This window comes from Longimicrobium sp. (assembly GCA_036389795.1).
GTDB lineage: Bacteria > Gemmatimonadota > Gemmatimonadetes > Longimicrobiales > Longimicrobiaceae > Longimicrobium.
The window spans coordinates 1-13,623 of record DASVWD010000055.1 but is presented as its reverse complement, the minus strand read 5'-3'; the positions used below and the strand labels follow the sequence as shown (position 1 = coordinate 13,623).

The window sequence follows — 13,623 nt, the reverse complement described above, 5'->3', positions numbered from 1 at the left end:
TGGGGGTGGACGTGTGGGGGGTGATCGAGGCGGCCGCCACCAAGCCGTTCGGCTTCATGAAGTTCACCCCGGGGCCCGGCCTGGGCGGGCACTGCATCCCGCTGGACCCGCACTACCTGTCGTGGAAGATGCGCACGCTGGAGTACAAGACGCGCATGATCGAGCTGGCCAGCGAGATCAACGCCGAGATGCCCGGCTTCGTGGTGGAGAAGGTCGCCGGCGCGCTCAACGACGAGTGCAAGGCGGTGAAGGGGAGCCGCGTGCTGGTGCTGGGCGTGGCCTACAAGCGCGACATCGACGACCTGCGCGAGAGCCCGGCGCTGGAGGTGATCCGGCTCCTGCAGGAGAAGGGGGCGCAGGTGAGCTACCACGACCCCTTCTGCCCCGTGATCGGCGACGACGGCCACACCCCGCTGGCCGACCTCCCCATGCACAGCCAGCCGCTCACCGACGAGCTCCTCTCCGGCGCCGACGCGGTGGTGGTGGTCACCGACCACTCGGAGATCGACTGGGCGCGCGTGGCCGAGCGGGCCTGGCTGGTGGTCGACACCCGCGGGGTGATGCGGGGCCGGGCGGGGCGCGCCCGCGTGGTGGGGATCTCGGGGGTGGCGCGGGAGCGCCGCCCGGCCGCCGTGCCCGTCCCCGCCGTGGTCGGCTGAGGCGCCTCGCGCAGCGCTTCCGCCGCACCGCCGCCCGGGGCGCGCGGGCGGCCGGGGCGGCGAGCGCATGCGGACGATTCGTGCGGCGCCTCCGGGGCGGCGGGGCGTCCGGCGCGGGCGACGGGGAAGGACGAAAGGCCGCATGGCCTTTCCCTTTCACACTTTGCGGGATAAATTACCGGCCTTGCCCGCCCCGGCCTGGTCTTCCACGTCCGGGGCTGCCGTTTATGGGCCGGTCCGTTTTCGCGGGCCGCGGGCCCGATGACCTTCGCGAGTGAGCGTGTGAACAAGACCCGAGTGCACCGCCGGGCCGGGCGCCGGCCGGCGGCCGCGGCCCTGGCGCTCGTCGCCGGCTGCCTGCTGGCGACGCTGCCGCGCCCCGGCTCCCTGGCCGCCCAGACGGGGGCCGACACCGCGAGGGCGCGCGCCGGGGCGCCGGCCGCGGCCGCAGTACAGATTCCGTCCCTCCCGCTCCCGGCCGGGCCGCTCCTGGACGCGCCGGTCAGCCGCGCGGAGTACCGCCTGGGGGCCGGCGACGTGGTGGACGTGGCCATCTTCGGCGACTACAACCGGGTGGAGCGCCTCCCCGTCACCCCCGAGGGGACGCTGGTGGTGGCCGAGCTCGGGGTGGCGCGGGTGCTGGGGCTCAACCTGGACCAGGCCGAGGAGCGGGTGCGCGCCCTGGTCTACCGCTTCTACCGCAACGTCGACGTCACGCTCACGCTCTCGCAGGTGCGCACCTTCAAGGTGTTCGTGGTGGGCGACGTCGCGCAGCCCGGGGTGCGGGCGGCCAGCGCCGTGACCCGGGTGAGCGAGATCGTGCCGCCGATCAGCGGCGGCGGCACCGGGGCCGAGGTCCACCGCCGCAACGTGGTGCTCCGGCGCGCCTCGGGCGACAGCGTCCCGGTGGACCTGGCGCGCTTCCTCCAGGCGGGCGATCTCTCCGCCAACCCCACCCTGCGCGAGGGCGACGCCCTGGTGGTGCCCACCATCGACCGCACCGTGCAGGTGTACGGGCGGGTGCAGTTCCCCGGCATCTACGAGTACCGCCCCGGCGAGACGCTGGCGGAGTTCCTCGCGGTGGCCAACGGCGGGGGGGGCTTCCCCGCCAACGCGGCCGACAGCATCCGGCTCTCCCGCTTCGTGAGCGCCGGGGCGCGCGACATCCGCACCCTGCCGCGCGAGGCGGCGTTCGGGCCCGAGGGGAGGGCGCTCGTGCTGCAGCCCTTCGACGCCATCTTCGTCCCGGCGCTCGCCAACTACATGGTGCAGCGGACGGCCACCGTGCTGGGGCAGGTGGTGCGCCCGGGCACCTACCCGATCCGGCACGACACCACCACCGTGCGCGAGCTGGTGGCGATGGCGGGCGGCTTCACTCCCGAGGCCTCGCTGGTGGACGCCACGCTGACCCGCCAGCCCCCGCCCACGCAGGGCGAGGCGGTGCGGCGGCTGCAGGCGATCCCGCCCGAGCTGCTCAGCGACGACGAGCGCCGCATCCTCCAGGTCCGCCTGGCGGCGGACCCCACGGTGGTGGTGCTCGACTTCCAGCGCCTCTTCGCCGAGGGGAACGACGCGCTCGACCAGCCGCTGCAGTCGGGCGACGTGCTCACCGTGCCGGTGCGCCGCACCGGGGTCACGGTGCTGGGCGCCGTCCTCCAGCCGGGGATCGTGCCGTACGCCCCGGGGCGCGACGTGCACTACTACGTGAACCTGGCCGGCGGCTACAGCCGGCGGGCCGACTGGAAGGACACCGAGGTGCTCCGGGCCCGGTCGGGGAGCCGCGCCGACCTGCGCGAGGTGCGCGCGGTCGACGCGGGCGACCAGATCGTGGTGCCCTTCGCGAGGCGCCGCGACCCGCTGCAGACGCTGCAGACGCTGCAGGGGGTGGTCACGGTGGTCACGGGGCTGCTGCTGACGGCCTTCTCGATCGAACGAATCTTCTGACGGCGGGAGCAGATGCAGGATCCGATGGAGAAGCCGGCCGCGCCCGCGCGGGAGTTCCGCTTCCTCGACCTGGCGGCCGTGGTGCTCAGGCGCTGGCGGGTGGTGGCGCTGGTGGCGCTCGTCGCCACGCTGGCCGGGGCGGCCGCGGCGCTCCTGCTGCCCAAGTACTTCGTCTCCGCCACCCGGCTGGTGCCGTTCGCGGCCGCCCAGTCGCGCACGCAGCAGTTCCCCGTGGGGCTCCCCGGGGGGATGGCGAGCCTGTTCGGCGGCTTCACCGCCGCCAGCGACCGGCTGGTGGCGGTGGTGCTGGACAGCCGCACGCTCTCCGACTCGGTGCGCGCGCGCGTGGCGGGCGGCGACGCCGCGCGCGCGGCCGAGGTGGCCCGGGTCCTGGACGAGGGCGTGCGCGTGGCGCGCAACCCCGACGGCTCGGTGCTGATCCAGGTGCGGGCGAAGGACCCCCGGCTCGCCGCGGCGGTGGCCAACGCCTACCCGCCGCTCCTGAACGCGCTGCTGGCGCGCCTGAACGCCGAGGGCGCCACCCGCAAGGGGAGCTTCCTGGAGGCCCAGGTGGCCACGGCGCGCGAGCGGCTGCTGCGCTCCGAGGAGCGCCTGATGAGCTTCCAGCGCGACCGGGGCGCCCCCGACGTGGAGGAGCAGGCCAGCCAGACGCTCGGCACGGCCGCCGTCCTGCAGCGGGCGATCTACGAGCAGGAGCTGGAGGTGGCGCGGCTGCGCCGGTCGTCCACCCCCGACAACCCGCGGCTGCGCCAGGCGCTGGACGTGCTGGCGGCGCGCCGCGAGCAGCTCCGGCGCCTGACGGCCGGCGGGGGCGCCGCCTCGGTGTTCGTCCCCGTGGGCGAGGGGGTGGAGCTCAAGCTGGCCTCGGCGCGGCTGCTGCGCGACCTGGCCCGCGACGAGCAGGTCTACCAGTCGCTCACGGCCGCGCTGGCCGAGGCGCAGATCGACGCCAACAACAACCTCCCGGTCCTCTCGGTGCTGGACCCGGCGCTCCCGGGCGGCCCGGTGCGCTCGCTGAAGAAGACGCTGGCGCTGGCCGCCGCGCTGGGGCTGCTGCTGGGGCTGGTGGCCGCCTTCGCCGTGGAGGGGGTGGCGCGCCTCCGGGAGAACCCGGCCAACGCCGAGTTCCTGGCGGCGTGGGAGCGCTTCCGCTCCGAGCTGCTCCCGTTCGGCCGGCGCGCCGAGCGCCGGGCGGGCGTGTCGATGGGAGACTGACGCCGCCCGGAGCCCCGCTGGCCCGGGACGTGCCGCGCCAGCCTTCGCGTGAGGATTCGTGCAACCCAGGCGGGACTCGTGATGCGGGAGCCACTTCTGGTCACCGGCGGCGCCGGGTTCATCGGCTCGGCCGTGGTGCGGAAGCTGGTGGGCGAGCGCGGCCGGCGCGTGGTCAACGTCGACAGCCTCACCTACGCGGGGAACCTGGAGTCGCTGGAGGAGGTCGCCGGGGACCCGCGCCACGTCTTCGAGCGGGTGGACGTCTGCGACGCCGCCGCGCTCCGGCGCGTCTTCGCCGAGCACCGCCCCGCCGCGGTGCTGCACCTGGCCGCCGAGTCGCACGTGGACCGCTCGATCGACGGGCCCGCCGACTTCATCCGCACCAACCTGCTGGGCACCTTCACGCTGCTGGAGGAGGCGCGCCGCTACTGGGCGGGGCTGGAGGGGGAGGAGCGCGCGGCCTTCCGCTTCGTGCACGTCTCCACCGACGAGGTGTACGGCTCGCTGGGCCCGGAGGGCGCCTTCCGCGAGGACACCCCGTACCGGCCCAGCTCGCCGTACTCGGCCAGCAAGGCGGGCTCCGACCACCTGGCGCGGGCGTGGCACCACACCTACGGGCTCCCCACGCTGGTCACCAACTGCTCCAACAACTACGGCCCGTACCAGTTCCCCGAGAAGCTCGTCCCGCTGATGATCCTCAGGGCGCTGGAGGGCCGCGAGCTGCCGGTGTACGGGCGCGGCGAGAACGTGCGCGACTGGCTGTACGTGGACGACCACGCCGAGGCGCTGCTCCTGGCGCTGGAGCGGGGGCGCCCGGGAGCGACGTACCTGATCGGGGGGGCCGGCGAGCGCCGCAACCTGGACGTGGTGCGGGAGGTCTGCCGCATCCTGGACGAGCTGCGCCCCGACCCGGCGGGCCCGCGCGAGCGCCTGATCCGCTTCGTGGCCGACCGCCCCGGGCACGACCTGCGCTACGCGATCGACGCGAGCCGGATCCGCGACGAGCTGGGGTGGCGCCCCCGCGAGAGCTTCGAGACGGGCTTGAGGCGCACGGTGGAGTGGTACCTGGAGAATACGCGGTGGGCCGCCCGGGTGCTCTCGGGCGCCTACCGGATGCAGCGGCTGGGGACGGGAGCGGCGGCGTGAAGGGGATCGTCCTGGCGGGCGGGTCGGGGACCCGGCTCTACCCGATCACGCACGCGGTGAGCAAGCAGCTCCTGCCGGTCTACGACAAGCCGATGGTGTACTACCCGCTCAGCACGCTCATGCTGGCGGGGATCCGCGAGGTGCTGGTCATCTCCACCCCGCACGACCTGCCGCTCTTCCGGCGGCTCCTGGGCGACGGCCGGCAGTGGGGGATGCGCCTGTCGTACGCCGAGCAGCCGGCCCCCGAGGGGCTGGCCCAAGCGTTCCTGATCGGGCGCGAGTTCGTGGGGTCGAGCCGGGTGAGCCTGGTGCTGGGCGACAACATCTTCTACGGCCACGGCCTGAGCGAGGTGCTGCAGAAGGCGGCCGCGCGCGAGCACGGCGCCACCGTGTTCGGCTACTACGTGCGCGACCCGGAGCGCTACGGGGTGGTGGAGTTCGACGGCCACGGCCGCGCGGTCTCCATCGAGGAGAAGCCGGAGAAGCCGCGCTCGCACTACGCGGTCACGGGGCTGTACTTCTACGACAACCGGGTGCTGGACGTGGCCGCCGCGCTCCGCCCTTCCGCCCGGGGCGAGCTGGAGATCACCGACGTCAACCGCTGGTACCTGGCCGACGGGAGCCTGAGCGTGGAGATCCTGGGGCGGGGGATGGCGTGGCTCGACACGGGGACCCACGAGTCGCTGGCGCAGGCGTCGGGCTTCATCCAGACGGTGGAGGAGCGCCAGGGGCTGAAGATCGCCTGCCCCGAGGAGATCGCCTACGGCTGGGGGTGGATCACGGCCGAGGACGTGCTGCGCCTGGCCGAGCCGCTGCGCCGGACGGCGTACGGGGCGTACCTGGCGTCCCTGGTCGAGAACGGGGCCGGGCGATGAGGATCCTCCCCACGCGCATCCCCGGGGTGGTGCTGGTGGAGCCGCCGGTGCACGCCGACGAGCGCGGCTACTTCATGGAGAGCTGGAACCACGAGCGCTACGCGGCCGCGGGCGTCCCGGCGCGCTTCGTCCAGGACAACCTGTCGCTGTCGCGCCGCCACGTGCTGCGGGGGCTGCACTTCCAGAACCCGCGGGCGCAGGGGAAGCTGGTGAGCGTGCTGCGGGGGGCGGTGTTCGACGTGGCGGTGGACCTGCGCCAGGGCTCGCCCCACTTCGGCGAGTGGGTGGGGGTGGAGCTCTCGGAGGAGAACCGCCTGCAGCTGTACGTCCCCGAGGGGTTCGCGCACGGCTTCGTGGTCACCAGCGACGCGGCGCTCTTCTCGTACAAGTGCACCGACGTGTACGTCCCCGAGTGCGAGCGGAGCCTGCGCTGGGACGACCCCGACGTGGGGATCCGCTGGCCGGTGGAGCGGCCCGTCCTCTCGCCCAAGGACGCCGCGGCGCCGCTGCTGCGCGACCTCCCCGGCGAGGCCCTCTTCGCCGCGGCCGCGGGGGCCGCGACCGCCGCGTGAGCGCGCCCGCCATCCTCCTCCTGGGGCGCGGCGGGCAGGTGGGGTGGGAGCTGGAGCGGGCGCTGGCGCCGCTGGGCCGTGTGGTGGCGCCGCCGCGCTCCCAGGTGGACCTCGCCCGGCCCGAGCAGCTGCGCGACGCGGTGCGCGGCTGCCGGCCCCGCCTGGTGGTGAACGCCGCCGCCTACACGGCCGTGGACCGGGCCGAGGCCGAGCCCGAGGCCGCCTTCGCGGCCAACGCCACGGCTCCCGGCGTGCTGGCCGAGGAGGCGCGGCGCGCGGGCGCGTTCCTGGTGCACTACTCGACCGACTACGTCTTCGACGGGAGCAAGCGCGCGCCCTACGCCGAGGGTGACGCGCCGAACCCGCTGAACGTCTACGGCCGCTCGAAGCTGGAGGGCGAGCGCGCCGTGCAGGCGGCCGGCGGCGACTACCTGGTCCTGCGCACCAGCTGGGTGTACGGGGCGCGCGGGTCGAACTTCCTGCGCACCGTCCTGCGCCTGCTGGAGGAGCGGGGCGAGCTGCGGGTGGTGGCCGACCAGGAGGGCGCCCCCACCTGGAGCCGGCTGGTGGCCGAGGCGACCGCGGCGGTCGTGGCGCAGGGCCGCTCGCTCCGGCCGCGCGAGGCGGGGGTCTTCCACCTCTCCGCCGCGGGGAGCACCAGCTGGCACGGCTTCGCCACGGCGATCCAGCGCGCGCTCCCCGCGGCGCAGCGCGCGAAGCGGGTCGCCGCGATCCCGAGCGCCGAGTACCCCACGCCCGCCGCGCGGCCGGCGTACTCGGTGCTCGACAACGGCAGGCTCCGCCGCGCCTTCGGGATCGCCCTGCCGGAGTGGGACGCCTCGCTCCGGCTGGTGCTCGAGGAGCTGGCGGCCGGGCGCGGCGGGAGCGGGACGGCGACCGGATGAGCGACGGGTGACGCGGCGGGCGGGAGGCGTCGCCGCCGTGCCGATGAACTGCCGGTCTCGCCGAGATGGAGGGCACGGAGGAACGGAAACCGCTGCCGAAGCTCTCTCTGTGAGGCCTCCGCGTCCTCGGTGAGAGTCCCGGCGGAGCACACGCAGGCGCCGGGAGATGGTGCGAGAAGGTTTTTTCGAGTTCCGCGGCCACCGGGTGCGGACGCCGGGTCCGCAGTGGACGGGCCCCGGACGACGGTGAACCCCCGCGATTCGTCCGGAATCGGCGGCGGGCGCTGGTTGCCCCGATTCCAGGCGCCTGTTATGTTCTCCGGCTCCAAATCGTGCGCCGACAGGGTTTTGGTCGCAGGGCAGAGGGTACGAACCAGGGCGCGGCGGCGCCCGCGCGTATAGAGGGTGATGACGTCGAACACCGAAGTGTTGCCGATGCCGGCCGCCGATGCGCCGCGCCCGGCGCGGAAGGCGGGAGCCCCCACGCTCGTCATCGAGCCGTCGGGGCGCTTTCCGCGCATCGGCGTGCGCGAGCTGTGGGCGTACCGCGGGCTGCTCTTCTTCCTGGTGTGGCGCGACATCAAGGTGCGCTACGCGCAGACCGTGCTGGGCGCCGGCTGGGCCGTCCTCCAGCCGGTGCTCACCGCGCTGGTGTTCACGGCCGTCTTCGGACTGCTCGCCCGCATCCCCTCCGAGGGCGTGCCGTACCCGGTGTTCGCGCTCGCCGCGCTGGTCCCGTGGACGTACTTCTCCACGGCGCTCGCCGGGTCCAGCAACAGCCTGGTCGCCAACACCAACCTCATCACCAAGGTCTACTTCCCCCGGCTGGTGATCCCGCTGGCCCCGGTGCTGGCGGGGCTGGTGGACTTCGCCGTGGCGCTGGTGGTGCTGCTCGCGGTGATGCTCGGCTACGGGATGGTGCCTTCCCCGGCGTCGCTGGTGGTGGTCCCGCTCCTGGTGCTGGTGATGGTGCTGACCGCCGCCGGGATCGGGTGCTGGCTCTCCGCGCTCCACATCCAGTACCGGGACGTGCGGCACGTGGTCCCCTTCCTGGTGCAGGTGTGGATGTACGCCTCGCCGATCGTGTACCCCGCCTCGCTGGTGCCCGGGCGGTACCGCGCGCTCTACGCGCTGAACCCCATGGTGGGGGTGATCGAGGGCTTCCGCGGCGTGCTGCTGGGCACGCCGGGGCCGTCGTGGGGGGCGCTGGCGCTGTCGCTCGCGGTGGGGCTCGCGCTGCTCGCGAGCGGCGCGCTCTACTTCCGGAAGACCGAGCGCGTCTTCGCCGACGTGGCCTGAGGCGGAGGCGGGCGATGTCGAGCCTGGCCGTGCGGGCCGCGGGACTGGGGAAGAGCTACCGGATCGGGGCCGCCCTCGCCCGGCACGACCACCTGCGCGAGGCGCTCGCCGCCGCGGCGCGCGCGCCGCTGCGCCGGCTCGCGCGGCGGCGGCGCCCTCCCCCGGGCGGCGCGGAGACGGTGTGGGCGCTCCGCGACGTCTCCTTCGCGGTGGCGCACGGCGAGGTGCTGGGGATCATCGGGCGCAACGGGGCGGGGAAGAGCACGCTGCTCAAGGTCCTGGCGCGGATCACCGAGCCCACGGCGGGCCGCGCCGAGGTGTACGGGCGCGTGGGCGCCCTGCTGGAGGTGGGGACCGGCTTCCACCCCGAGCTCACCGGGCGCGACAACGTGTTCCTGAACGGCTCGATCCTGGGGATGGACCGGGCCTACATCGCGCGCCGCTTCGACGAGATCGTGGCGTTCGCGGGGGTGGAGAGGTTCATCGACACCCCGGTCAAGCGCTACTCCAGCGGGATGTACCTGCGGCTCGCCTTCGCGGTGGCCGCGCACCTGGAGCCCGAGATCCTGATCGTGGACGAGGTGCTGGCGGTGGGCGACGCCAGCTTCCAGAAGAAGTGCCTGGGGAAGATGGAGGACGTGGCGCACGAGGGGCGCACCGTGCTCTTCGTGAGCCACGACATGGGCGCGGTGACCCGGCTCTGCGGACGCACCCTGCTCCTGGACGAGGGGCGCGTGCTGGCCCACGGGCCCACCGCCGAGGTGGTGCAGCGCTACCTGCACTCGGGGCTCGGCACCACCGCGGAGCGCGTGTGGCCCGACCCGGAGCGCGCGCCGGGCGACCGGGTGGCGCGCCTGGTGGCCGTGCGCGTCTGCGACGAGCGGGGGCGGCCTTCCGAGAGCGTCGACATCCGCCGGCCGGTGGCGCTCCAGGTGAGCTTCGACGTGCTGGAGGGGGGCCACGTGCTGGTGCCCAACCTCCACGTGCACGACGACCGGGGGACCATGGTCTTCGTGGCCGTGGACGCCGACCCCGCCTGGCGGCGGCGCCCGCGCCCCGCGGGGCGCTACGTGAGCACCGCCCGGGTGCCGGGGAACTTCCTGGCCGAGGGCACGCTGGTGGTCGACGCCGCGCTCAGCACGCTGGACCCGGTGGTGGTGCACGCGCACGAGCGCGACGCCGTGGCGTTCCAGGTGGTGGACGGCCTGGAGGGCGACTCGGCCCGCGGCGACTACGCCGGCCCCATGCCGGGGCTGGTGCGCCCGCTGCTCGAGTGGACCAACGAATACACACCGCTCCCGGAGCGGCAGGAGGCTGGGACGTGAACGTGGTGCTGCTGGCGGGAGGGCTGGGGACCCGGATCGCGGAGGAGACCGAAGTCAAGCCCAAGCCGATGGTGGAGATCGGGGGACACCCGATCCTCTGGCACATCATGAAGCACTACGCGCGGCACGGCTGCAACGAGTTCTTCATCGCGCTGGGCTACAAGGGCGACGTGATCAAGCGCTTCTTCGTCGACTACTACACGCTCACCAGCAGCATGACCGTGGCGCTCTCCAGCGGGCGGGTGGAGGTGCGCGACGACCTGGACGAGGGGCGCCCGCGCGAGAACTGGGTGGTGCACCTCTGCGACACCGGCGAGGCCACCAACACCGGCGGGCGGGTCAAGCGCATGGAGCGGCTGCTCCGGCCGGGCGGGACCTTCATGGCCACCTACGGCGACGGCGTCTCCGACGTGGACATCGGCCGCCTCCTCTGCTTCCACCGCTCGCACGGCCGCATCGCCACCGTTACCGCGGTGCGCCCCCCGGCGCGCTTCGGGGGGCTGCTCTTCGACGGCGACCTGGTGGTGGACTTCACCGAGAAGCCGCAGGCCGGGGAGGGGTGGATCAACGGCGGCTTCCTGGTCTTCGAGCCGGGGGTGTTCGACTACCTGGACGGCGACGAGAGCAGCCTGGAGGCCGACGCGCTGGAGCGCCTGGCCGCCGACGGACAGCTGGCCGCCTACCGGCACGAGGGCTTCTGGCAGTGCATGGACACGCTGCGCGACAAGCGGCTCCTGGAGAGCCTCTGGGAGGGCGAGCGCGCCCCGTGGAAGACGTGGGAGTGAGCGGCTTCTGGCAGGACCGGCCCACCCTGGTCACCGGGGCCACGGGGCTGGTGGGGTACTGGCTCACGCGCCGGCTGGTGGAGGCCGGGGCCGACGTGGTGTGCCTGGTGCGCGACTGGGTGCCGCAGAGCGAGCTGGTGCGCACGGGGCTCTCCGGGCGGGTGAAGAGCGTGCGCGGCGACGTGCGCGACCAGGCGCTCCTGGAGCGGGTGCTGGGCGAGTACGAGGTCGACACGGTCCTCCACCTGGCCGCCCAGACCATCGTCGGCATCGCCAACCGCAACCCGGTGTCGACCTTCGAGTCGAACATCCAGGGGACGTGGGCGCTCCTGGAGGCGTGCCGCCGGAGCCCCGCCGTGCGGCAGGTGGTGTTCGCCAGCTCCGACAAGGCGTACGGCGACTGCGACCGCCTCCCCTACGACGAGTCCACCCCGCTCGTCGGGCGGCACCCGTACGACGTGTCGAAGTCGTGCGGCGACCTGGTCGCGCAGGCGTACGCGGCCACCTACGGGCTCCCGGTGGCCATCACCCGCTGCGGCAACTTCTACGGCGGGGGCGACCTGAACTGGAACCGGATCGTCCCCGGCACCATCCGCTCGGTGCTGCGGGGCAGGCGCCCCGTGATCCGCTCCGACGGCTCGTACGTGCGCGACTACTTCTACGTGGAGGACGGCGCCGCCGCCTACATGCTCCTGGCCGAGCGGCTGGCGGCCGAGCCGCGGCTGGCCGGCGAGGCGTTCAACTTCAGCAACGAGATCCAGGTGACCGTGCGCGAGCTGGTCGACCGCATCCTCGCCGCCATGGGCTCGGAGCTGGAGCCCGACGTGCGGGGCGAGGCGCAGAACGAGATCCGCCACCAGTACCTCTCCGCCGCCAAGGCGCGCCAGGTGCTGGCGTGGTCGCCGCTCTTCACGCTGGAGGAGGGGCTGGAGCACACCATCCGCTGGTACCGCGACTTCCTGCGGGAGGCGCCGTGAGCGCCACCGTGCTGCAGGACGCCCCCGCGGCCGCGGTCCCGGGGCCGATCGCCGGGTGCCGCGCCTGCGGGGCGCGCGACCTGGTGGACGTGCTCAGCCTGGGCCGCACCCCCCTGGCCAACGCGCTCCTGGCGCCGGAGGAGCTGGACGGGCCCGAGGAGCGCTTCCCGCTGGACCTGGTGGTGTGCCCCCGCTGCTCGCTGGTGCAGATCACCGAGACGGTGCCCCCCGAGCGGCTCTTCGGCGAGTACCTCTACTTCTCGTCGTTCAGCGACACCATGCTGCGCCACGCCGAGGCGCTCGCCGCGCGGCTGGTGGCGGAGCGCTCGCTGGGCCCGGAAAGCCTGGTGGCCGAGGTGGCCAGCAACGACGGCTACCTCCTCCAGTACTACCTGCGCGCCGGGATCCCCGTGCTGGGGATCGAGCCCGCGGCCAACATCGCGCGGGTGGCCCGGGAGCGCGGGGTGGAGACGGTGTGCGAGTTCTTCGGGGCGGAGCTGGCCGCGCGGCTGGCCGCCGCGGGGCGCCGGGCCGACGTGGTCCACGCCAACAACGTCCTGGCCCACGTGGCCGACCTGAACGGGGTGGTGCGGGGCTTCCACACCCTGCTCAAATCCGGCGGGGCGGCGGTGATCGAGGTGCCGTACGTGCGCGACATGATCGCGGGCACCGAGTTCGACACCGTCTACCACGAGCACCTCTGCTACTTCTCGCTCACGGCGCTGGACCGGCTCTTCCGCCGCCACGGCCTGGTGATCGGCGACGTGGAGCGGCTGGCGATCCACGGCGGGTCGCTGCGCCTCTTCGCCTTCCCGGCCGCCGACAGGCCCGTTCCCGCCGATTCCGTCCGCCGCCTCCTGGCCGAGGAGCAGGAATGGGGGGTGGACCGCCCCGACTTCTACCTGGGCTTCGGCGAGCGGGTGGAGGCGCTCCGGCGCGAGCTGCGGGGGATGCTGGACGGGCTGAAGCGCGAGGGGAAGCGGATCGCGGCGTACGGCGCCTCGGCCAAGGGGAGCACGCTGCTCAACTACTTCGGGATCGGGCGCGAGACGCTGGACTTCGTGGCGGACCGGAGCGTGGTCAAGCAGGGGCGCTTCACGCCGGGGACGCACCTGCCGGTGAAGGCGCCCGAGGCCCTGCTGGAGGAGATGCCCGACTGCGTGCTGCTGCTCACCTGGAACTTCGCCGACGAGATCCTGGAGCAGCAGGCCGAGTACCGGCGCCGCGGCGGGCGCTTCATCATCCCCATCCCCGAGCTCCGGGTGGAGTAGGGGGGCGGCCGTGATCTTCACCGAGACGGAGCTCGCCGGGGTGTGGCGGGTCGAGGTCGAGCGGCACGAGGACGAGCGGGGGTTCTTCGCCCGCACCTTCGACGCCGACGAGTTCGCGGCCCGCGGGCTCGCCACGCGCTTCCCGCAGTGCAGCGTGAGCTTCAACGCGCGCGTCGGAACGCTGCGGGGGATGCACTACCAGGCGGCGCCGCACCAGGAGGCCAAGCTGGTCCGCTGCACGGCGGGGGCGGTGTACGACGTGGCGCTCGACCTGCGCCCCGGCTCGCCCACCTGGGGCCGGTGGACGGCCGCCGAGCTCTCGGCCGCCAACCGCGCCGCCCTCTACGTCCCCGAGGGGTGCGCCCACGGCTTCCAGACGCTCGCCGAGGCCACCGAGGTGTTCTACCAGATCTCGGCCGCGCACCACCCCGCCAGTGCCCGCGGGGTGCGCTGGGACGACCCGGCGTTCGCCGTCGCCTGGCCCGACGCGGAGCGGCGCGTGATCTCGGCCCGCGACCGCGCCTACCCCGACTTCGCCGCATGAGCCGCGTCCTGGTCACCGGGGCCAGCGGCTTCATCGGGCGGCAGGTGGTGCCGCTCCTGGTGGGGCGCGGCCACGAGGTGCACGC

General features: G+C 74.1%; 13 protein-coding genes. All 13 read left to right on the top strand.

The annotated features are described in order from the left end of the window. On the top strand, window positions 1-659 hold a 659-nt coding region (locus VF746_06615), incomplete at its 5' end, for a UDP binding domain-containing protein (GenBank protein ID HEX8692071.1). A gap of 282 nt (window positions 660-941) precedes the next feature. Beyond that, window positions 942-2,603 (top strand): SLBB domain-containing protein, encoded by a 1,662-nt coding sequence (locus VF746_06610; GenBank protein ID HEX8692070.1) that lies wholly within the window; start codon window positions 942-944, stop codon window positions 2,601-2,603. A 24-nt stretch (window positions 2,604-2,627) separates the two neighbouring features. Further along, complete coding sequence (locus VF746_06605) at window positions 2,628-3,839, top strand: Wzz/FepE/Etk N-terminal domain-containing protein (protein HEX8692069.1); 1,212 nt, start codon at window positions 2,628-2,630, stop codon at window positions 3,837-3,839. A gap of 81 nt (window positions 3,840-3,920) precedes the next feature. Then, window positions 3,921-4,985 carry a dTDP-glucose 4,6-dehydratase gene (gene rfbB, locus VF746_06600; protein HEX8692068.1) on the top strand — a complete coding sequence of 355 codons (1,065 nt, stop codon included), beginning with the start codon at window positions 3,921-3,923 and terminating at the stop codon, window positions 4,983-4,985. Beyond that, window positions 4,982-5,860 (top strand): glucose-1-phosphate thymidylyltransferase RfbA, encoded by an 879-nt coding sequence (gene rfbA / locus VF746_06595; protein HEX8692067.1) that lies wholly within the window; start codon window positions 4,982-4,984, stop codon window positions 5,858-5,860. The genes rfbB and rfbA overlap by 4 nt, the downstream gene beginning before the upstream one ends. Beyond that, window positions 5,857-6,432: a dTDP-4-dehydrorhamnose 3,5-epimerase gene (gene rfbC, locus VF746_06590; protein HEX8692066.1), complete on the top strand. Its 576-nt coding sequence runs from the start codon at window positions 5,857-5,859 to the stop codon at window positions 6,430-6,432. Before rfbA ends, rfbC (VF746_06590) begins: the two co-directional genes overlap by 4 nt. Beyond that, entirely contained in the window at window positions 6,429-7,337 is a 909-nt protein-coding gene (gene rfbD, locus VF746_06585) for a dTDP-4-dehydrorhamnose reductase (GenBank protein ID HEX8692065.1), read from the top strand. Before rfbC (VF746_06590) ends, rfbD begins: the two co-directional genes overlap by 4 nt. A 435-nt stretch (window positions 7,338-7,772) precedes the next feature. Further along, window positions 7,773-8,636, top strand: a complete 864-nt coding sequence (locus VF746_06580) for an ABC transporter permease (GenBank protein ID HEX8692064.1) — start codon at window positions 7,773-7,775, stop codon at window positions 8,634-8,636. 14 nt (window positions 8,637-8,650) lie between these two features. Beyond that, entirely contained in the window at window positions 8,651-9,961 is a 1,311-nt protein-coding gene (locus VF746_06575) for an ABC transporter ATP-binding protein (GenBank protein ID HEX8692063.1), read from the top strand. Continuing rightward, on the top strand, window positions 9,958-10,746 hold the full coding sequence (rfbF, locus tag VF746_06570; protein ID HEX8692062.1) for a glucose-1-phosphate cytidylyltransferase: 789 nt from the start codon (window positions 9,958-9,960) through the stop codon (window positions 10,744-10,746). Before VF746_06575 ends, rfbF begins: the two co-directional genes overlap by 4 nt. Then, window positions 10,728-11,723: an NAD-dependent epimerase/dehydratase family protein gene (locus VF746_06565; protein HEX8692061.1), complete on the top strand. Its 996-nt coding sequence runs from the start codon at window positions 10,728-10,730 to the stop codon at window positions 11,721-11,723. Before rfbF ends, VF746_06565 begins: the two co-directional genes overlap by 19 nt. Next, window positions 11,720-12,994, top strand: coding sequence for a class I SAM-dependent methyltransferase (locus VF746_06560; GenBank protein ID HEX8692060.1), 1,275 nt, complete (start codon window positions 11,720-11,722; stop codon window positions 12,992-12,994). Before VF746_06565 ends, VF746_06560 begins: the two co-directional genes overlap by 4 nt. Before the next feature lie 10 nt (window positions 12,995-13,004). Next, on the top strand, window positions 13,005-13,538 hold the full coding sequence (gene rfbC / locus VF746_06555; protein HEX8692059.1) for a dTDP-4-dehydrorhamnose 3,5-epimerase: 534 nt from the start codon (window positions 13,005-13,007) through the stop codon (window positions 13,536-13,538). Window positions 13,539-13,623 lie beyond the last annotated feature (85 nt).

What these genes read in the sequence shown, in the direction of transcription:
- VF746_06605 (HEX8692069.1), top strand. Translation starts at nt 2,628, where the DNA reads ATGGAGAAGCCGGCCGCGCCCGCGCGGGAGTTCCGCTTCCTCGACCTG.
- rfbB (HEX8692068.1), top strand. Translation starts at nt 3,921, where the DNA reads ATGCGGGAGCCACTTCTGGTCACCGGCGGCGCCGGGTTCATCGGCTCG.
- rfbC (HEX8692066.1), top strand. Translation starts at nt 5,857, where the DNA reads ATGAGGATCCTCCCCACGCGCATCCCCGGGGTGGTGCTGGTGGAGCCG.
- VF746_06580 (HEX8692064.1), top strand. Translation starts at nt 7,773, where the DNA reads ATGCCGGCCGCCGATGCGCCGCGCCCGGCGCGGAAGGCGGGAGCCCCC.
- VF746_06575 (HEX8692063.1), top strand. Translation starts at nt 8,651, where the DNA reads ATGTCGAGCCTGGCCGTGCGGGCCGCGGGACTGGGGAAGAGCTACCGG.